At 70.4% G+C, this 19442-nt stretch carries 16 protein-coding genes and 1 pseudogene; 8 read left to right on the top strand and 9 right to left on the bottom strand.

What is annotated here, in order from left to right; translation table 11 throughout:
* The first annotated feature begins 180 nt into the window (after positions 1 to 180).
* The 3 genes from F6X68_RS11410 to F6X68_RS11420 are packed head-to-tail and all read left to right on the top strand — an operon-like array spanning position 181 to position 5347.
* A complete protein-coding gene (locus F6X68_RS11410) occupies positions 181 to 3483 on the top strand; it encodes an NACHT domain-containing protein (protein WP_151454245.1) in 3303 nt (1100 codons plus the stop codon).
* Positions 3484 to 3515: 32 nt separating this feature from the next.
* Complete coding sequence (locus F6X68_RS11415; protein ID WP_151454246.1) at positions 3516 to 4688, top strand: sensor histidine kinase; 1173 nt, start codon at positions 3516 to 3518, stop codon at positions 4686 to 4688.
* Positions 4685 to 5347, top strand: coding sequence for a response regulator transcription factor (locus F6X68_RS11420; RefSeq protein ID WP_151454247.1), 663 nt, complete (start codon positions 4685 to 4687; stop codon positions 5345 to 5347). The genes F6X68_RS11415 and F6X68_RS11420 overlap by 4 nt, the downstream gene beginning before the upstream one ends.
* 51 nt (positions 5348 to 5398) lie before the next feature.
* On the opposite strand, the gene F6X68_RS11425 is transcribed toward F6X68_RS11420, so the two are convergent.
* The gene (locus F6X68_RS11425; RefSeq protein ID WP_151454248.1) at positions 5399 to 5746 is read right to left on the bottom strand and encodes a DUF6223 family protein; all 348 of its coding nucleotides are present in this window, start codon (positions 5744 to 5746) and stop codon (positions 5399 to 5401) included.
* Between the two features lie 223 nt (positions 5747 to 5969).
* Here F6X68_RS11425 and F6X68_RS11430 point away from each other — a divergent pair, with 223 nt between their 5' ends.
* Positions 5970 to 6290 carry a GYD domain-containing protein gene (locus F6X68_RS11430; protein WP_151454249.1) on the top strand — a complete coding sequence of 107 codons (321 nt, stop codon included), beginning with the start codon at positions 5970 to 5972 and terminating at the stop codon, positions 6288 to 6290.
* A gap of 37 nt (positions 6291 to 6327) precedes the next feature.
* Here F6X68_RS11430 and F6X68_RS11435 read toward each other — a convergent pair whose 3' ends face one another.
* The 5 genes from F6X68_RS11435 to F6X68_RS11455 form a co-directional block, all read right to left on the bottom strand.
* Positions 6328 to 8055 carry an HNH endonuclease gene (locus tag F6X68_RS11435; protein WP_151454250.1) on the bottom strand — a complete coding sequence of 576 codons (1728 nt, stop codon included), beginning with the start codon at positions 8053 to 8055 and terminating at the stop codon, positions 6328 to 6330.
* 178 nt (positions 8056 to 8233) lie between these two features.
* Complete coding sequence (locus tag F6X68_RS11440) at positions 8234 to 9067, bottom strand: peptidase (protein ID WP_225852147.1); 834 nt, start codon at positions 9065 to 9067, stop codon at positions 8234 to 8236.
* Positions 9064 to 10374, bottom strand: a complete 1311-nt coding sequence (locus F6X68_RS11445; protein WP_151454251.1) for a VWA domain-containing protein — start codon at positions 10372 to 10374, stop codon at positions 9064 to 9066. Before F6X68_RS11445 ends, F6X68_RS11440 begins: the two co-directional genes overlap by 4 nt.
* 161 nt (positions 10375 to 10535) lie before the next feature.
* Positions 10536 to 11606, bottom strand: a complete 1071-nt coding sequence (locus tag F6X68_RS11450) for an FAD-binding oxidoreductase (protein WP_151454252.1) — start codon at positions 11604 to 11606, stop codon at positions 10536 to 10538.
* A complete protein-coding gene (locus F6X68_RS11455; protein WP_151454253.1) occupies positions 11603 to 11896 on the bottom strand; it encodes a hypothetical protein in 294 nt (97 codons plus the stop codon). The genes F6X68_RS11450 and F6X68_RS11455 overlap by 4 nt, the downstream gene beginning before the upstream one ends.
* A 376-nt stretch (positions 11897 to 12272) precedes the next feature.
* Here F6X68_RS11455 and F6X68_RS11460 point away from each other — a divergent pair, with 376 nt between their 5' ends.
* Complete coding sequence (locus F6X68_RS11460; RefSeq protein WP_151454254.1) at positions 12273 to 12986, top strand: poly-gamma-glutamate hydrolase family protein; 714 nt, start codon at positions 12273 to 12275, stop codon at positions 12984 to 12986.
* 107 nt (positions 12987 to 13093) lie between these two features.
* On the opposite strand, the gene F6X68_RS11465 is transcribed toward F6X68_RS11460, so the two are convergent.
* Positions 13094 to 14602, bottom strand: coding sequence for a hypothetical protein (locus tag F6X68_RS11465; RefSeq protein WP_151454255.1), 1509 nt, complete (start codon positions 14600 to 14602; stop codon positions 13094 to 13096).
* Positions 14603 to 14784: 182 nt separating this feature from the next.
* Here F6X68_RS11465 and F6X68_RS34175 point away from each other — a divergent pair, with 182 nt between their 5' ends.
* Together F6X68_RS34175 and F6X68_RS11475 are read left to right on the top strand one after the other, a co-directional pair.
* Entirely contained in the window at positions 14785 to 16278 is a 1494-nt protein-coding gene (locus tag F6X68_RS34175) for a helix-turn-helix domain-containing protein (protein WP_225852148.1), read from the top strand.
* Positions 16275 to 16823: a GNAT family N-acetyltransferase gene (locus F6X68_RS11475; protein ID WP_151454256.1), complete on the top strand. Its 549-nt coding sequence runs from the start codon at positions 16275 to 16277 to the stop codon at positions 16821 to 16823. Before F6X68_RS34175 ends, F6X68_RS11475 begins: the two co-directional genes overlap by 4 nt.
* A gap of 234 nt (positions 16824 to 17057) precedes the next feature.
* Here F6X68_RS11475 and F6X68_RS11480 read toward each other — a convergent pair whose 3' ends face one another.
* Both F6X68_RS11480 and F6X68_RS11485 read right to left on the bottom strand, forming a co-directional pair.
* The gene (locus F6X68_RS11480; protein ID WP_151454257.1) at positions 17058 to 18170 is read right to left on the bottom strand and encodes a DUF262 domain-containing protein; all 1113 of its coding nucleotides are present in this window, start codon (positions 18168 to 18170) and stop codon (positions 17058 to 17060) included.
* Positions 18163 to 18942 (bottom strand): hypothetical protein, encoded by a 780-nt coding sequence (locus F6X68_RS11485; protein WP_192581371.1) that lies wholly within the window; start codon positions 18940 to 18942, stop codon positions 18163 to 18165. Before F6X68_RS11485 ends, F6X68_RS11480 begins: the two co-directional genes overlap by 8 nt.
* A gap of 154 nt (positions 18943 to 19096) precedes the next feature.
* Between F6X68_RS11485 and F6X68_RS11490 the strand changes: the two are divergent.
* Positions 19097 to 19442: pseudogene (locus F6X68_RS11490) on the top strand (DUF3427 domain-containing protein); the annotation flags it as partial.

Below are 19442 nucleotides of genomic sequence, written 5' to 3' on the forward strand. Positions count from 1 at the left end.
GACGCCGTGCCCCGGCCAGGCCACGCGGGACGGCCAGCCCCTCGACTGCCGGGGTGTCGGAGCTGGAGGTGCGGGGCGGGCGAGGCGGGCCGCGACGGAACGCCGAAACCGGGCCCCTACCAGCGCGAACCCCTCTAGCGTGAACGTGAGGGCGGGGACGCCTCCGTCCGGTAACCGGCCATGTCGACCATGGGGGTGTCCGTGCGCGGGCCGAAACGTGGTCCGGTCTGGGCGGCCCAACTGTGGCTACGCCAGCGCCGGCGCCGGTGGCGCACCCGACGCGAACGCCGTACGGAGCGGGACAGCCGCCGGCGGACCGACGAGCGGGCCAGCAACCGGGTCAGGTGGCGCTACCGCCGCTGGCTGCGGTGGAGCATCGTCGCCGTCGCCTGGACGTTGCTGGGCTGGACCCTGCTCTCCCTGGTCCTGACGGTCCTCGGCACCGAGCCGCACTTCCTGCGGGTGACCCGGTGGTGCGAGGGAGACCAGCCGAGGGCGTACTACTGCGGGCAGGTGCAGGGCTTCGTCAAGCCCCTGATGGCCGCGGCGCTTGGCGTCGCGTTCTTCTACTACTGGCGCTACGTCCCGGTCCGCCGCTGGTACCGGCGCAACGTGCGGCGCAACAGCCGGATGGTGCTGCCCAGCGTCGAACGGGGCCTCGACCCGGCTGACGTCGTCGGCCGCGACGAGCTGTGCGAGCTGCTGATCCAGCGACTGCGCGACCGGGCGACCCGGCGCCCACTGCTGCTGGTGGGCGGCATCGGCACCGGCAAGACGGCCACCCTGGCACGCCTCGCGGAGATGCTGATGGCCGCCGACGTCGTACCGGTCGGGGTCGACCTGCGGTCGGTCACCGACCCGGAGAAGCTGAACTTCCGCGAGCTCGCCGTCGAACAGTTCGGACGCACCATCGACACCCGGCTGCGCGCCTCGGGCGAGGCCGACCGGATCTGGCGGAGGCTCTGGCTGGAGAACCGCCTCGTGGTGCTCGCCGACGGGCTGGAGGAGAGCCTCGCCGACGCCGCCCAGCCCGCCGACCGGGACAGCGTGCTGCGGGACGCCGTCCGGGCCGCCGTCCGCGAGCGGCTTCCCCTGGTGGTCACCTCGCGGCCCGACGACCCGCTGCGCGGGCTGGACGCGCTGCTGCTGCAACTGGAGCCGCTCGCCCAGGGCCCCGCCCTCGAATACGTGCAGGCCCGCAGCCGCCGCTCCGAGACGGGCCACCGGTGGGAGCGCATCACCGAACTGGTCAAGGCCGCCGACGTCGCGGACTCGCCGTTCTACCTGCGGGTCATCGGGCAGCTCCACGAGGTCGACCGGCTGGACCGCGTCGAGCCGGTGGGCCCGGGCCGGGTGGCGCTGCGCTGGTGCCTGCTGGAGGAGTGGTGCGCCGCCACCGTCGCCGGCGACCTGTACGAGGACTACGGCCTGCCGCAGGTCGAACGGTCCGACGCGATCGAGGTGCTCTCCGCCCTCGCCTGCATCGGACTGCGCGACAACCGGCTGTCGGTGCGGACGACGGAACTCACCGGCGGCGACGGCGCCACCGACGCCGGCCGGCGGTGGATCCTGACCGAGCTGCGCAACCGGCTGCGCAAGCTCGACGCCGGCAACGCCCAGGACGTCGGGCTGGCCGAGACCACCGGGGACGCGCTGAACATCGTGGTGAAGCGGCAGGAGGGGGTGCGTTTCCAGCACGGGGTGATCCAGGCGTACCTCGGCGCGCGCTTCCTCACCGCCGCCATGCGCGACCCCGGCTTCCTCGACCGCGCCTTCGCCCACCACCACGGCCCGGGGCGGGAGCTGCTGGCCGCCCTCACCCTGCACACCCGCAGTGCGGGCGCGTTCGCGCAACTGGACGGGCGACGCCAGCGGACCGTCCGGCCCGGGAACCTGCCCCGCCTCGGCGACGCCGTACGGCGCAGGGTGGGCCTGCCGGCGGAGAGCCGGGACGCGACCGCCACCCGGAAGACGTCGATCGACCTCGTGCGGCGGCTCTGCACCGAGGCGGCGCGCACCCCGAACCGCACCCGGGCGCTGGAGATGTTCGCGGCCGCGCTGGAGATGGACGCCGCCACCGGGCACACCTCGCACCGACGGCTGGCCGACACCATCCACCGCGCCTGGTGTCACTACCAGGGCGACGGGTCCGTCACTGACCGCCCGCTCGAAGACGCCAAGATCGCCCTCGTGCACCGGTACGGCGACGCCGCCCGGCAGCTCGCGGAGCGGCCCCCCGATCCCACCGGGCTCCGGTCGCGGCGACCCGCCCCGCAGTACGACCAACTGTTCCTGATGATGGCCGACGAGGGTTCCTATCTTCCCCGGCTGGCCGCGGCCCGGGAGATCGCCGCCGGCGGCAACGCGGCTGTCCGCGCGCTGCGCGGCCGGCTCTCCGACCCGCCGCGAGCGGACGAGTCACCGGGCCGGGAGCGCCTCGACGAGATACGGACCTGGATGACGCCGGCGCTGTTCCTCTACGCGGACGACGAGCACGAACCCGGCGATCCCAACTGGCGGCACGAGGCCCACCGGGCCCTGCAACGCTGGGTGCACCGGCTGGCCACCAACGCCACCGAGGGGGCCCGCGTCCACGAGCTCACGCTCGCCCAGGGGTTCCGCCTCGCGGCGAACTGCCGGGTCTACCCGGCGCACCGCAGCCTGCTGATCGAGGAGGCCGAGAAGGCGCTGCGGTACTCCCGGTTCTGGTACTCGCACCTGGTGCTCATCCAGGCGCTGACCCTGCTGGCACTGCCCCGCGATCCCGGCGAGACGCTGCGCGAGCGGGGCCACGGATCGGACCCGCGCGGACTGGTCGACTTCTGGACCTCGATCGCCGGCGGCGGCGACCGCGCCCCGCACCGCCACAGCGGCACCGACCACCCGCTCGTACGCAAGGTCGCGGACCTGTGCGTCGAGTCGCTCGTCGACCGGCACCCCGAACGACGCTGCTGGATCGACGAGCGGGAGATAGTCGGTCGGGTGGGGACGGTCAGCCCACAGCCCGGCATCCGCCGGCTCCAGGACTCCTGGCTGCCCGCCTCGCACGGCTGGGCCGTCCTGGAACCACGGGCGCAACGGCTGCTGGCCGACGTGATGCTGCTGCTCAACCTCGCCGACCGGGGCCGGGACAGCACCGAACGGGCCCGCCGGCTCACCCGGGCCAGCCGGCCCGAACTGCCGCCGTGCCTCACCATCGACCGCACCGCCATGCGGGTCACCCTCAGCCGCCGCCAGGCCCACGACGTCCAGCCCGGCTCCACCTGCGTCGACGACTGCCCGTTCCGGCTGTGCCCGCTGCCGCCGAAGGGCGACGAGCTGCCGTACCAGATGGAGGAGGTCTTCTGCGCCCACCAGATCGACCTCGTCGGGCACTGGTTCCGGCCGGGCGCGCGGGCCGACTGGCAGGCGGTCAACCGCAGGGACCTGCGCACGTTCTGGCACGAGATGTCCGAGCGGATGGCCCCCGCCTGGCGCAAGTGAGCCGTACGGCGTCCGGCACTAGGCTTCGACGCATGTGGACGTCGCGATGGCACGGCCTGGCGGCGAAGGCGGCCCTGGTGCCGGTGGTCGGCATCGTGGCCGTCGTCGGCCTGGTGGTGCAGGCGTCCGGCATCGACACCGGCGCCGAACGGGTAGCGCTGTTGGCGGTGCTGGCGTCCTCCGGCGCGCTCTACCTCCGCCGCCGCCATCCGGTGGCGGTGGGCGTGCTGGCGCTGGCTGCCGTCGGCGTGTACGGCGCGCTGCTGCACCGGCCCGGGCCGATCATGCTGGTGTTCGTCGTGGCGCTCTACACCGTCGTCGACGAGGGGCATCTCGGGGTCGCCGTCGGGCTCGGTCTCGCCTCGGTGGTCGCCTTCGCCGTCGCGGACAGCTACAACCGGACGGCCGAGAGTGTGAACGGGGCGACGCTGCTGCACGCCGGTTGGCTCGTCGCGGTCATCGTGGGCGTGACCCGCAACCGCCGGGCCTACCTCGCCGAGGCGCAGGCCCGGGTGCTGGCCGCGGAGCAGGGCAAGGAGGAGGAGGCCCGGCGACGGGCCACCGAGGAGCGGCTGCGCATCGCCCGTGAGCTGCACGACGTGCTCGGTCACCATCTCTCACTGATCAACGTGCAGGCCAGCGCCGCGCTGCACCGCCCGGATCCCGACCGGTCCGCGCAGGCGCTCGCCGCGATCAAACAGACGAGCAAGGAGACGCTGCGGGAGTTGCGCACGACGCTCGGCATCCTGCGGCGGGAGGATGCGGCGCCGAGCGGTCCCACACCCGGCCTCGACCGCCTGTACGAGCTGGTCACGACGGCCGGGCGGTCCGGGTTGGAGATCCGCACCGAGCTGGCCGAGACCCGCGCGCTGCCGCCGGAGGTCGACCTGGCGGCGTACCGGATCGTCCAGGAGGCGCTCACCAACGTGACCCGGCACGCCGGTGCGACCGCCGTGGTGATCCGCGTCCGACCGGACCGCGACGACGTGCTGCTGGAGGTCGAGGACGACGGCGCCGGCACGGCGGGCCAACCCGGCAACGGGATCCTGGGCATGGGCGAGCGGGCCCGGGCACTGGGCGGCTCGCTGACCACGGGCCCGGGCGTGGACGGCGGCTTCCGGGTACGCGCCCGCCTGCCGATACCGCCCGTTCCGGTGCCGGCGGGCCCGCCCGCGCCCCGACCGGGTCCGGGGGACGTGGCGTGATCCGGGTGCTGCTCGCCGACGACCAGACCCTGGTGCGCGCCGGGTTCGGGTCCATCCTGGGCGGTGAGGACGGCATCGAGGTGGTCGGCGAGGCCGCCGACGGTGCCGAGGCGGTACGGCTCGCCCGGCAGCTGCGGCCGGACGTCGTCCTCATGGACATCCGGATGCCCGGCCTGGACGGCCTGGCCGCCACCCGGGAGATCGCCACGAGCTCTGACGTCCGCGTGATCATCCTGACCACGTTCGACCTGGACGAGTACGTCTACGGCGCGCTGCGGGCCGGCGCGAGCGGTTTCCTGGTCAAGGACACCGAGCCCGCGGAGCTCATCCACGGGGTGCGGGTGGTGGCGCGTGGTGACGCGCTCATCGCGCCGTCGATCACCCGCCGGCTGATCTCCGAGTTCGCCGCCCGGGCCACGCACCCGGATCCGGGGCCGCGGCTGAGCGCGCTGACGGAGCGGGAGCGTGAGGTGCTGGTGCTGGTCGCCGCCGGCCTGTCCAACGACGAGATCGCGGCGCGGCTGGTGCTGAGCCCGGCCACCGCGAAGACGCACGTCAGCCGGATCATGACCAAGACCCGGGTCCGGGACCGGGCCCAGTTGGTGATCCTCGCGTACGAGTCCGGCCTGACCGTTCCCGGCTGGCTCGCCCGCTCCTGACGGCGACCTCCGCGGCGCCGCACCGACCCGGCACCCCTGGCCGGTCCACGATCAGGCGGTGCGCCGGGAACGCATCAGGGCCAGCCCACCGAGGACCACGGCGACCAGCCCCAGCACCAGGGCCACGTAGGCCCCGCCCCGCCCGTTTCCGGTGCCGATACCGCTGTCGGAGGTGGCCACGACCAGCCCGCCGAGGGCGACGCCGATCAGCCCTGCGGCCAGGGCCACGGTGGCCCCGAGCCGGCCGGAGCCGGTGCCGAACCGACCGGCGGGGCGGGCCAGAGCCAGCCCGCCGATGATCACGCCGGCCAGCCCCAGCAGGGCAGCGACGATGGCCCCGAGGCGCCCGGCGCTCATGGTGTAGGCGCTGGTGGCGGCAAGCAGGTGACGGACGTTCATCGAGGATCCCTTCGCTCGCATGACGAGTACAGCCGGCAGCGTATGTACCGGCGTGGTCACGGGTCGTCATGCCGGAGTTGGCGATGCGCCTACCACCCGGGTTGCGTGCGCTCGAGGCGTCGTACCCCCCTGGTTGCCTCACGCCCTCGTCAATGGCGGGGCGGGCAGGACTAGTCGCCGTCGCGTCGGGTACCCGCGGCCGGGATACGGAGGTGACGCCCGGATGGCGAAGTTCCTACTCACGTCGACCTACACGGTCGAGGGGATCAACGGGTTGATGAAGGACGGCGGCACGACACGTGCCGAGGTGATCCGGGCGTTGATCGAGAACTCCGGTGGCCGGATGGAGTCGCTGTACTTCGGGTTCGGCCAGTACGACACCTACATCGTCTGCGATCTTCCGGACCACCGGACCGCCGTCGCCCTGGCCGTCACCATCCGGGCGGCCGGCGGCCTGGACACCCGGGTCAGCCCGCTGCTGACCCCCGAAGACGTGGACGAGGCGCTCGGAATGCAGGTGGCGTACCAGCCGCCGGGAGCCTGATCCGTCGACCCGGCCGCCCCGGAGTCGACGGAACGTGTCACGGCATGCCGGCCACCTCCCGCCGGTGGGCACGCAGCGCGGCGGGATCCGGGCGGTCCGCCGTACGGGCCGGGGGACGCAGTTCCTGGCCGTGCCATTCGGCGTAGTGCGCGGCCTCCGCCTTGACCCGGACGCGGAGCTGCTCGTCGACCCAGATCAGGCCACGGTCGAAGAGGTTGTGCACGTCGGCCCGGAGCAGCAGACCGTTGGTGACCCTGTTCGTGGCGGGCCCGTCGTACGGCGAGATGTGGGCGGCCTGGAGCGCAGCCTCGGTGTCGCAGCCGGTGATCGCGCAGCGCCGCCCGTACGCCTCGATGAGCCTGCGCCGGAAGTCGGCCTGCCCCTGGCGGGCGGTGACCTCCGCGAGCCGGCGGCGACGCCCCTCCGGCAGGGCCTCGGGCTCCGGCACCCCGCTCGCTTCCAGCGCGTCGACGACGCGGTCGAGCTCGGTCGCGCTCATCTCCCGCACGCCACGCACCGAACCCGCCGGCAGTACGGGCACGTCCTCCTCGCTGTCGAGGAGGCGCCGGGTCAACTCGGCGTCCCACCGGACCGCGACCCGCCACTCCAGCCCGTCCTCTGTCGCCCGCTGACGAGGGTCGTCCCAGGCGACTCCCGCCGCGACGAGGCGTGCGGGTGGCTCGGTGGCGTAGGCCCAGATCCGGTCTCCGGCGGCGATCTGGTGATAGCCGGCGGAGAGCTGCCAGTCGACCACCGCGTCGCTGCGGAAGTACTCCCAGACGTCCTTTCCCGACGAGCTGTCGCCCGCGTCCACCGGGCAGATCCAGTCGGTCTGCTCGTGCCGGCCGAGCACCGCGTCGGCGAACGGCTGGTTGTGGCCCCGCGCGTGCAGGGTCCGCGACTGAAGCAGCGGTTCGGTGAGGGCACGGGCGGCCAGGACGACGCGCTCGTCCGCGAGCGCCGCGATCAGGTCCTCGACGTCGCCGGCGAGGACCTCCTGGTCCGGCCCGGCGTCGACGTAGTCCGACGGCCATCTGGTGATGGCAGGATGGGCCGCCCGGAAGCCTGCCGGCGTCCAGTGCCCGTCGAGCACCGACTTGCGTACGACCAGGAAGCCCTCGGCCGGGGCACCGGCACCCGGCTCGGTCGGCTCGTGCAGCACGAACGTCTCCATCGTCTTCATGGAGACCGCCGACAGCCGTGGCGGATCCGTCCGGGTGCCGGGCAGGCAGGAAAGCGCCCAGTGGTCCCGCTCGGTGGCCGCCGCGTCCGGCACCACCGCGTCGAGGTAGGCCCGGTTGGCCGCCACCACCGAGTCGAGGTACGGGCCGTCGGCCAGCCGCTCGAAGCGGCTCACGGGATCCGTGGACGTGACCCGCTGCCCGGGCAGCAGCCGATTGAACCGTGGAATCACCACGGTGAGCAGGGCCTCCTTGAGCGCCTTCGGGTCACCCGTCTCCCGCCACCTGATCTCGCACCGGCCGAGCCACGCGGCGATCTCGGCGGCGGTCGCCTGCCGGCCGAGTTCCCGGTCGAGCAGCTCGCCGACCTGCTTGTGCAGCACCGACGAGCCCCGGTTGCCCCGCAGGTGGGCGCGGAGTCGTTCCCGCAGGGTCCGCCCCGTCTCGCCCACGTAGACGATGTCGCCGTCGAGGAGCACGACGTGTGTCCCCGGCGCGAGGGGCGCAAGGGCCGCGGTGTCGGGTGTGAACGGCTTCGGTTCGGTGAAGGGATCGAGCAGACCGTCGAGAGTGGAGTCCGGCATCCGGGGGAGGCTACCGGTGCCGGCGCCGACGCGTGGTCCGGCACTGCTGAGCGCGGGAGGCGAGGGTCGGCGTACGCGTCCGTGCTGACGGCAGGGCGGGCATGGCCCGTTCGGTCAAGCCCGCCCTGCCGTCGTCATCGGTCTCGTTCGTGCCCTTGTGTTGTGACCGCGCGTACGGTCAGCCGACGCGCTGGCGGGGGCGGGTCAGGGCGAAGCCGACCACGCCCGCGACGGCGGCCAGGATGCCGCCGCCGATGGTCCAGTACCAGCGGGACGACAGGCTCGGCCACCGCACCCAGTCGAACCAGCCGTCCTCCTCGTCGCCGGCCGCCCCCGGGGCCGGAGTGCTGGCGGTCGGATCGCCGGCGAGCACCTTGCCCGGGTTCACCGCCGGGACCAGGGGCTCCTTCAGGTCGCCGCCCTCCGGCTTGGTGTCGCCGTCGGACTCCACCCCGACCAGCAGGCTCACCTCGACCGGCAGGCCCAGTTCCTGCTCCGGCAACTCGATGCCGGACAGCCGGACGTAGTAGGTGCCCGGCAACGGGTCACCCGACCACGGCTCGGCCCACGAGCGCACCTGGCGCAGCTCGCAGTCGAGTTCGACGGTGGCGGCACTCTTCGACGCCACCGGAGTCTGCGCCCCCGCCACACACGCCTGCCGGCGGCGCAGCCCGTCGAAGACCTCGACCGTCCAGGTGGAGTCGCCCTTCCGGCTCGCCGCGGCGGGCAGCGACACGGTGGCCGCCACGTGATGGGTGTCCCCCGCCGCAGCCGTGAACGACCAGTACAGGTAGTCGCCCACGGAGGCGCCGACCCGTACGGGCTGGCCGGGGCTGATCCCGGCGGCGGTGAGGAACGAGGTGCCGGCCTTGTTGATGGTGGCGGCCCCCGGCGACGGGGTGGGCGTGTCCGCGCTGGCGGCGGCCGGCAGCGCGACGGCGATGCCGGTGGCGGCGAGCAGCGCCGCCGCCCGGCGGGCCGAGGTCAGGGCCGGAGCCTTCCGCATCGTCATCGGGTCCTCCAGACCGCTACCCACCAACGGGTCAGCCAACCAACGATCAACCCACTGAGCAGGCCCGCGAGGAGCAGTACGCCCAGCAGCACCCAGCCCCGGCCGAGGCCCGGACTGTTCGGGGCGGGCGACGCGTCGACCAGGTCGATGGTCAGTTCGAGCGGCATGCCCGGAGCCTGACCGGCGCCCGCCTTCGCGGAGAAGGAGTTGCTGACCACCAGGCAGACGACAGTGGGCTCGGGAGCCTTCTCCGTCGACTCCGTGAAGACGCCACCCTTGTCGTCGTCCTCCGACTTTGCCTCGTCCTCGTCGTCCGCCGCCGACCAGCGCACGCCGGTCGACAGCACGTCGGTACGACCGCTGCCGGCGTCGTTGCCCCGGACCAGTTCCCGCCCGTCAGTGGCGGTGGCCCGCAGCAGTACGCCGTAGTCCCGGTTCAACGGCCGGTCCAGGCCGATGCTCACCGAGGCCCGCAGCTCCTGCCCCGGCTGGACCGGGATCCGGTACCACCGGTGCTCCTCGAAGCGCTCCCGGTCGGTGTAGACACCGGGGGTGAGCACGGGCGCCTTGGCGCAGACGTCGGTGCCGGCCACCTTCGCCGGCGTCTTCGTGTGCGTGTCCTTGGCCCGTTCCACGATCTGCTTGATCCGCCGGGTCAGGTCTTCCTTGCTCTGCGCCGAGGTGTAGGTGCCGCCGGTCGCCGAGGCGATGCAGACGAGCTGCTTGCGTACCTTCTCGTCGGGGATGAGGCCGAGCGTGTCGACCACCAGTTTGGTGCCCTGGGCGGCCAGCTCGCGGGCCACCTCGCAGGGGTCCGGCGGCGCGCAGGTGTCCTCGCCGTCGGTGATGAGCACGATGCGTCGCGTGGTCTCGCCGGTGCCGAGGTCTTTCGCCGCCTCGCGCAGGGCCAAGCCGACGGGGGTGAAGCCGGTCGGGCGCAGGGTGGCGATGGCGTTCTTGGCCTTCACCCGGTCGACGGGGCCGACCGGTACGAGCTGCTGGGTGTCCTGGCAGCCGACCTTCTTGTTCTCCCCGCCGTAGGTGGCGCCGAGGACGCGGATGCCGAGATCCGTCGTCTCGGGCAGCGCGTCCACGACGTCGTTGAACGCCTCCTGGGCCACGGCGATACGGGAACGCCCGCCGATGTCCTTGGCGCGCATCGAGCCGCTGACGTCGAGGACCAGCTCCACTTTGGGCGGCTCGACGGGTTCGGTCTCGTGCTCGTCGGCGTAGGCGGGAGGCACGCCCAGTGTCGGGAAGGCCACCAACAGTCCGAAGAGGACCGCTGGAAGCCGTCGTTTGATCATCACGGCGCCGATCCTAGTGATCACCAACCTTCCGGCCGATCCGGCGGCATCGCCATCGTCCAATCAGGATCGCTCGGATCCATCGACAGCCGACTCGCTCCCCCGGTGGTCGTCGCGACTCCGACGCGGCGGCTTCGGAGGGTCGCGCAGGAGCTCGGCCGTCAGGGCCTCGGCTCCGCCGGCAGGTGGATGCAGTCGGCGGGCACCCCGGCGGCGAGCAGCCGCAGCCGCGCGCCGGCGAGCATCGGGGGCGGGCCGCAGACGTACACGTCGTCCTCGGGGCGACGGTGGTCGAGGGCGATCGTGAGGGCGTCGCCCCGCTCGGCGGGCTCGGCGCCGGGGTCGTGGCTGAAGGCGGGCACGACGGTCAGCCAGTCGTGGGCCTGCTGGAGCTTGTCGAGGGCGGTCGCGTCGTACAGGCCCGCGAAGGTGCGCGCGCCGACGACCAGGGTCACCCGCCGGCCGTCGGGCGCGGCGGCGACCTGCTCGACCAGGGCGCGCAGCGGCGCCAGCCCGGTGCCCCCGGCCACGAGCAGCAGGTCCCGCCGCGCGGACGGGTCCAGGCGCAGGCCGGCGTCGCGCGGCGGGCCGAGGTGGAGCAGCTCGCCGGGGCGTACGTCGTGAACGAGGCTGTGGGCGACGGCCCCGGCGGCGACGGCGCGGACATGCAGCTCGACGGTGCCGTCGGCGCGCGGGGCGTTGGCCGGGGAGAGCCAGCGCCAGCGGCCGGGCCGGCGCGGCGTGCAGACGGGGACCGCCTGGCCGGGCCGGAAGGGCAGGCGCTGCCAGGGGCGTACGGTCAGGATCGCGATCGTGTCGCACGGCCGGTCGTGGCCGATCACCTCGGCGGGGCACCAGGCCGGCCCATCGTCGGCGCGGGCGGCGGCTCGCCGCACGGCCTCGTCGGCGCGACGGCCGGCGTGCTCCCATGCCTCGGCGAGCGACGGCGTCCACAACGGCCGGACGCGCCGGGCGACGGCGGCGAGCAGCGCGTCGCCGGTGGTGGCGGCGTGCGGCAGCAGGCCATGCTGGCGGTACGCGCGGCCGAGCACCGCCAGCAGCGCCGCCCGCCCGGCCGGGTCGTCTCCGCCGACCGTGAGGCGACCGAGCGCGGCGAAGAGCAGCGGCGCGTCCCGCTCGGGCAGCAGGCCGGGGCGGCGGTCCTCCAGCGTGCACCAGAAGTCGTCGGCGCCCCGCTCGACGGCTGTCTCCCAGGCGGCCACGATGCTCACGCGCCCACCTCGCCGGCGAAGGCCCGCCGGGCGCGGGCGATCCGGTCGTCGGGCTCGTCGAGCGCCCAGAGCACCCCCGCCAGGTAGTCGACGACGCGCCGATGCTGCTCCTCCGACAGGCCGAACCCGCGCCACGGGTCGGTCGCCGGCTGGCCGTCGACGGCCGCGGCGAGGCCCGCCGCCAGGTGCGCGCCGAGCCGCTCCAGGTCGACCCCGATGAGGTACGGCGACAGCTCCGCGTCCGCCACCACGAGCCGCAGCCACTGCCCGACCACCTCCTGCACGCTCACGCTCAACTCCTCGGGGGTGTAAGGAAGGTGCCCTTGTTGACGGATTCGGTAGAGGAAGGGCCCCTGCTAACGGTTGGAATGGCGCCGAGGTGGGCGGGAGCGGAGCTGTGTCGTTCGGGGATCGACGCAGTTCCGGAGCCAGCACCCGCCCCGGGCCATGCATCCACCCTCACCTCCGACCAGGGCTCCCGGTATGCCGCGATGATCGTGACGGCGATACACGCTGTGCATGCGGTTCGTCACTCGTCCGCCTCGGTGGCGGCTGCGTGACGCCGAGGACGGCACGAACACGCACTGCATGCACCGGGCCCTCGCAGAGTGACGTCCGTGGATAGAGTCGACGCGGCAAGATCAACGCGACCACAAGGAGAATCCCTTGAACAGACACGTGCGATGGATGCTCAGTGCTCTCGCCGTTCCGCTCGTGCTGATGACCGGGTACGGCATCGCCCGGGTGGACGACGCGCCGACGCAGCAGGCAGCCGCCGCGGTGGGCAGTGTGGGCGAGTATCCGTCGATGTCCGCGCTGCGCAAGGTCGAAGAGGCAGGCGTCGCCTACGAAATCACCTGGAAGATCACCAACTCACCGCTGGTCGTCGTCGCCCCACACGGTGGCTTGATCGAGTCACGCACCAGCGAGATTGCGAACGCGATCGCGGGCACCGACCACACCCAGTGCCAGTTCAAGGGTCTGCTGCCGGCCGGCCAGAACTTCCCACGGCTGCACGTCACGAGTGAGAACTGGGACGTCGAGGAGTGCCTGATCCTGATCGGCCAGCGCACCCACGCACTGTCGGTGCACGGCACGGCCAAGCCGGGCAAGGTCGTCTACATCGGCGGACGGGACACCGCCACTGGCGTGGAGCTGGCGACAGCCCTTCGGGCCGCCGGCTTCAGCGTCGTCCAGCCCGCGCCCGCAGACATCGCCGGCACGTCGACCGCGAACTTCGTCAACAAGGACGCCGACGGCGCCGGCGTTCAACTAGAGCTGACAAGCGACCTGCGGATGGAGTTGTTCCCGACGAAGGATGGGGCAGCCTCGACGCGTGGGCAATCGTTCGTTGAAGCCGTGCGAAGCGTGTACGCCTGACAGGCGACTGCCTCGACGCAACCCTGACCGCAGGGGCAGAGCCAGGTCCATCGGTCGACAGCACAGCGGCATGGCCAGCCAAAGCCCTCCAGCTACCCACCACTCGCTCAGGCGTACGTCAGGGCGAGCCGACGGTGTTCAGGGTCGTCGGTGCGCTTGGCCAGCGCGCGCAGCTCCGTAGAGGCAGTGGCGGAGTTGCGCGCGCACCAGTCGCGCAGAAGGGCGGCGGCGGTTTCCGCCGGGCTGCCGGTGGCGGTGGCCACGACGACCTCCGCGGTCTCCTCCAGCAACTGGTCGATGGTCGGCACGGCCACGTCCTGTTCGCGCAGGTGCCCGGCGAGCAGACCGACGCCCAGGGCGGTCAACCCGACGACGCCGCCATCCGTCTCGACCGCGCCGAGCCTGGCGAGCTGGTCGAGCAGGCGGTCGGTGTCGTTGTCGGCGAGCTGATGCCAGCCCCGCTCCTGCTCCTCGGTGCCGGGCTCGAACCCCAGCCCGTCGCAGGCCACCTGGTAGGCGAGCTGCCGCAATTCGTCGATCGGGCTCGGCTCCGGCGCGACGAAAAGCGCCATCGTCATGGCGAAAACGGCATCGTCGAACCGCCACCGCAGGACCGACTCGGCCCACCCGCTGCCGCAGACCGCCTCGCCGAGCTCGAACAGCCCGTCAAAGGCCCGTCGGGCCAGCGCGAGCGGGTCGGCCAGCGTCTTCGCCGCGCTCTTGACCGGCACCAACCGGCCCTTCACCACCCGCACGACGCGGGCCGCCCGAGCCCAGGCGACGAGCACCGTGAGCCCGTACAGGTCGTCGCTGCTGCGGGTCTTGAACACCCGGTCGCCGATCACGGGGTCGACGACGTCGCCGGTGTCCAGCAGCGCGACCAGTTCCCGCGCGTCGGCCAGCCGCAGCCTGCCCGTCGTGGTTAGCGTCCGCCCGTCCCCGAGCCACCGCACCAGTTCCCCCAACCGGCGTACGACCGGCGTCCCGGCGGCCAGCTCGCGAAGCGTGTCGTCGTCGGGCACGGCCACCAGCGGTAGCGGTGGGTGCTGGTCGGAGTCCTCGGCTTGCAGATGGTTGGCCATCACACGGTGTAGCAACGCCTGATCGACGGCGATGCGGCCCGCATCCAGGTCCGCGATGAACCGTTCGGCGGCAACCTGGTCGCTGGGGTCGACGCCCTCAGCGAGCATCCGCATGGTCCAGAACTTCGCGAGCCCGTACCGGCTCTGGTCCGCCATCGCCTCCTCGAACGGGGTGGCGACCTTGTCCAGGAGGCCGTGCAGCAGGTGCCGGTCGGCGCAGCGCCGATCGGCGAAGTCCTGCTCGAAGAGGAAGTCGACGAACGCAGCCACTGTCGGCACGACCTCGGCCCACTCGTCAGGTGACAACGTCACCTTGCGGGGAAACCAGTCGAGCAGTGTCTCCTCCAGGTCCTCGGGCTGCCACCGTCCGAGGAGCCCGTCACCCGCCGACCAGCGGTGCTCCAGCAACGCCTCGATGACGAACAGGTCGACCGGCCGGCGGTGCTTGCGGGCCCACCGGTCGAGCTTGCGCACCAGCCGCTCCCGCGCCGGGTAGAAGACGTCGGGGGGTGCCGAGGTGTAGACCATCCGCATGACGACCGACCCTACCGGCGGCGCCAGCCTTTGCCGGCAGGGACGGCCACGTGGACCCGACATGACGGCGCGGGGATCGTCGATATGCGTCCCACGCATACCGGGAGTGCTCGGAACAGATTGAATGGATAAGCTCTACGGAGCGCAATCGACACAGCCACCCGCGAGCGGCGAGGTTGCCGGTGACACACGCGAACTGCCCCCGATGCGGCGGACGACTGGCCCGCGACAACGACAGCGGGCGCTGCGCGCCGTGCCAGGCCGCCGAGCGCGACAGGCTGAGCGCGCCACCGGTGGTGCCGGCGAACTTCTGGGAGCACGAGCCGGTGCGGCGGGCGCTGGCGGAGCGGCATCTTGGGCGGGCCATCCGCGCGTACCGGTGCCATCCGTACCACGGGCGGGCCCCGCTGCCGCAGACCGTGGTGGCGGGGTGGTTGGGGATCACGCAGGCGCAGCTCAGCCGGGTGGAGAACGGGCCGCCGCTGGTGCACCTGGATCGCTTGACGCACTGGTCCCAGTTGCTTCGGATCCCGCCCCGCTTCCTGTGGTTCAGCCTCCCCGCCCGGTTGACCAAAGTTGTGGAGCACAACCCCGTACCCGTGAAAGAAGCCGGACCGACAGAGACGCCGGCGCGGACTGATGCCAACCTCGCGGCATCGAGCCGAGGAGGTGGCACTACGGACCGCCGACAGTTCCATGCCCTCGCCGCACTCGCGGGCATCGCCGCGACCGGTTCCCTCGATCTGCTCGCCGCACCCCAGAACACGGCCAGAAGCATCAGCATGGAGCAGGTTCACGCCGTCGGCTCGCTGGTGGACGAGTTCCGCCGCGCTGATGCGGCGGTCGGCGCCAACCAGCTCTGCGGCCTCGCTATCCGGATGCACGCCCAGCTCTCGGAGTGGGCGGCCAAGGCCACCTACAGCCGGGACGTCGGCGAAGCCCTCCAGGCCACCCTGGCCGACCTGGCCATAGAGACGGCCTGGCTCACGATCGACGCGAATCGCCGCCCGGAGGCCAGGGCCTACCTCAATGAGGCGATCACCAGAGCCCGCTTCGCCGACGATCCGCGGATGGAGGTACGCGCCTTCGCTTACCTCGCGTTGCTGACCTGCCAGGACCGTCCGGGCGAGGCGTTGCATGCCGCCGAAGCGGCACTGCGTTCCTCCGCTGGGTGGGGCACCCCACGGCTGGCCACCCTGCTACACCTGCGGGCTGCCAGCACGTACGCCACCCTGCAGGACATGAGCGGCTCCCAACGGGCGCTGAGCAAGGCCAAGCGCGAGTTCGACCGCGGTACCAGTGAGGACGACATGCCGTTCCTTCACTTCGTCACAGCGCAGGAGATCAAGGGCATCGAGGGCCTCGCCTACCTCGCCCTGGGCAGGCCCGAACGGGCCGCCGGCGCCTTCCGAACCATCACGGAGAACCCGTCCCCCGTCCTCCGGCGCAACCACATCTACTACTCGGTCAAGCTCGCCGACGCCGCCTGCCGGCAAGACAACATCGATGAGGCTGCTTGGACGGCAATGAACCTGCTGCCTGAACTTGGTCAGGTGAGTTCGGGGCGGGTGAGCCTCCACCTCGCGCAGCTCCGGTCCAACCTGGGGCAACCGCAGCGGTCGACCGCCGCAACGCGGAAGTTCGTTGAGGCGTACGACCAGGCGGTGCAAGCATGATGGAGGGCTTGGAGCTGCGGCACCACACCGCCGAGCAGGCCGCCGGGCTCATCGAGCGGCTCGTCGAGCTTTACCTGACGGTGTACGCGGACGGCGGCGAGTTCCACAACGAGGACCGCTACCGCCGCCAGCTAGCCGGCCACATGCAGCGCGACGGTTGGGACGTCGTCACCGCCCCAATCGATGGCGAGCTGGTGGGATACATCTACGGCTTCCCGCTGCCCGCCGAGACCAGGTGGTGGGGCGGCATCCACGAGCCCATCCCGGCCGGATTCACCAACGAGGACGGCAAGCGGACGTTCGCCATCAGCGAGCTGATGGTGGCCCCTGACTGGCGCCGTAGAGGAATCGCCAAGTCGCTGCACGACGAGCTACTCGCTGGGCGCACGGAGGAACGGGCCACGCTCCTGGCTGAGCCGGACAACGCCTCCGCCCAGGCCGCGTATCGAAGCTGGGGCTGGCAAAAGATCACCGCGCTCCGTCCTGGTTGGGAGCACGCACCTACGTATGACGTCATGGTGAAGCAGATCTCGCCGAACCGTTGACCGTCCGCTTGCGTATGACGAGGAGCCGGAAAACACACGCGGACTGCCTCCGGTGTGGCGGAGACCGGTCCGCGTCGATGGCAGTGGACGCTGCGCGCTGTGCCAGGCGCCGAACGGGACAGGCTGAGCGCACCGCCGGCGGTGCCGGCAAGCTTCTGGAGCACCAGCCCAGTCCGGCGGATGTTGGCGAAGGCGAAGCGGCACCTCAGAGGCTTCCAAGACGCGATGGCTCGTTCAGCTCTCGAGCTTCCTCGAAAGTAGAGATCCTAGCTGCTGAGAGCGAATTCGGCGCGACCCCAAGTCGGACGAGTTCCGGATACCCGACATATAACCTTCGATGGCCTTGTCGACTTCCCCTGGCGCCATTTCCAGAATTGCCGAGAGAGATGCATTGAGGTTGGCGCTCTCACCGTTCTCGCCGTTTCGCTTCTTGGCCGAGACCGCGCGCTGGAACAGGTCCAAAATATCTCGGATTTGCTCTACCTGAACCGGGTCGACATTGCCGAGCTTATCTCGCAGGCCCCAAGAAACGTGCAGTAGCGTGAACATGTCGACGATGTTCGACCATCTGGTTCGACCTGCCCACTTAATAGTAGCCTTCAGGAACGTCAGTAGCGCGAGGAACTCTATTGATCGATCCTGATAGTCTTCGAAGTCTGCGGATATTTTGTCATATCGCTCGTCGAGTTCGGTCTTTTTGTTGGAGAGCCCGAAGATGCAGGTGCCGAATACCTCGGCATAGAACTCCAGGTCACCACCTCGCTTGCGTCGTTCACCACTGAAAACTCCGGACACCGAACTTATTGGGTGGGCTACACAGTCCTTCAAAAAGTCATTAAAAGGGCCAGGCAACAGAGCATTTCGGAGCTCTTGCTCAGTTAGCACCATATTAACCCTGTTGACGCGGGCGAAAACTGCGCGCACAAATTCATCGGCCAGATTCGACAGGCGCCGAATCGGAAAACGGTACTGGAAGAACTCTTGACGCACGTCGTCGGGGAGATCCGTGAAATACAATCCCTCGAACTTCTCCCTCAACTTTTCGTCCTCTAGCCCGTCCAGCGGAAATTTGTTGTTGAGAAACCCAAGCAGAGAGGTAAGGCGCTGCTGACCGTCAACAACGGAAGCTTTTTGCTCACCTTCCGGCGAGGTCTCGTAAGCAAGATAGATCTCCGGGATTGGATATCCGAGAAGAATGGTCTCCATCAAGGACACCTTGGCCCGCTCGGGCCAAACGGCCTGACGCTGATATTCAGGCTGAAGGATCAGTTCGCCGGATTTATTCAGCGACCGAAATTCGGCCACAGTTTTCGACTCGATCTCGAACTTGAGCCCGTGATCAGTCATTGCGCACGCCCTCCTCGATCGCACGATTCCGCGCGATATTCACGCTCTTCACCTGATAGCCTCTGAGTGACTTATGATTGCGATACAGTCGATAATTGACTTCGCAATTTATGAACGCCTCGCCGAGATCCTCGATGAAGCTATCCCGCGACCGCGACCACCGCTCACCGAAAGACAGGCGAGGCAGTATAACATCGAGGGCAATGCACTCTTCGAAAACCAATTTCCGGAGGTAGTTCTTCTTGCCTGCAAAGAATTCGTCCTCGATTATGTCTCGGAGCTCGCTCCACGCCTGATCGAACAGCTCCGGTGAGATCACCGCGATGTCCAAGTCCGAGCTTTCATGGAACTTTCTGAAGTTTTTCTGTGGGTTGAGCGAATAGCCCAAACGGGCGCTTCCGACTAGCTGGACCGCCATCGGGTCGACGCCAAGTTCGGTCGCAACCCGATGCCGCCATCTAATGTAATTGAGTTCGTGAGGCCAGGCTGCGGGTGTCCCGTCGAACAGACGGGCAGTTACAAAATAGTCAACTTCCTTCCCTAGAGAACAAAACTCCTCCCAGAATTCGGGTAGTCCCGAAATCTCGTTCATGCTCTCCCTAGCGAACATCGAGCTACGCGCGTCACTAATGCGCCGCACCGGCTGGCGAATGACCGTCGGCCCATCCGCGATCTGCCATGAATTCGCGCTAGAGCCTAGCGTGTCTTTCTCAATCGCTCGCGCTCGCGTCCGGCGGCGACCCAGGCCCGGCAAAGTCCCGACGCTGTCCAAAGCTGCCAGCCTAGGAACCGAATTTTTGCTGGTCAGCCAGACGTAGCGCGACGCAGCGTCTACCCAATGACACCGGCCTCCCATCACATCGAGGAAGGCCGAAATTGTCATGGATCCGACACCACTTAGGGACAGGCACAGCTACCTTGCTGAGGTGACGGATCTTGAGCGGGGCATTTACGAGCACCTCATCACCCGTGAGCTGGCCACTCGCCTCCAGCACATCGATCCCGCCCTGATCCAGCACCACAAGCTCGACCCCGCCGACGCCCCCAACGCTCTCGCCCGTCACATTGCCACCCTGGCCCACCGCGCCCTGCACGCCGTCCCCAACGGCGACGACAAGCTCCACCGCCAGATCGAACTGGCCAACCGCATCGCCGACGCCATCGCAGCCGACAGCCCCCAGGCATCGACGGCACAGGACCAGGTAACCGACGCCAGGCACCTCCTGCACGCCATCGCCGCCCCACCGACCCCGCCCGCGCAACCAGCCTTCC

The organism is Micromonospora sp. AMSO12t (assembly GCF_008806585.1).
In the GTDB taxonomy this organism is placed as follows: domain Bacteria; phylum Actinomycetota; class Actinomycetes; order Mycobacteriales; family Micromonosporaceae; genus Micromonospora; species Micromonospora reichwaldensis.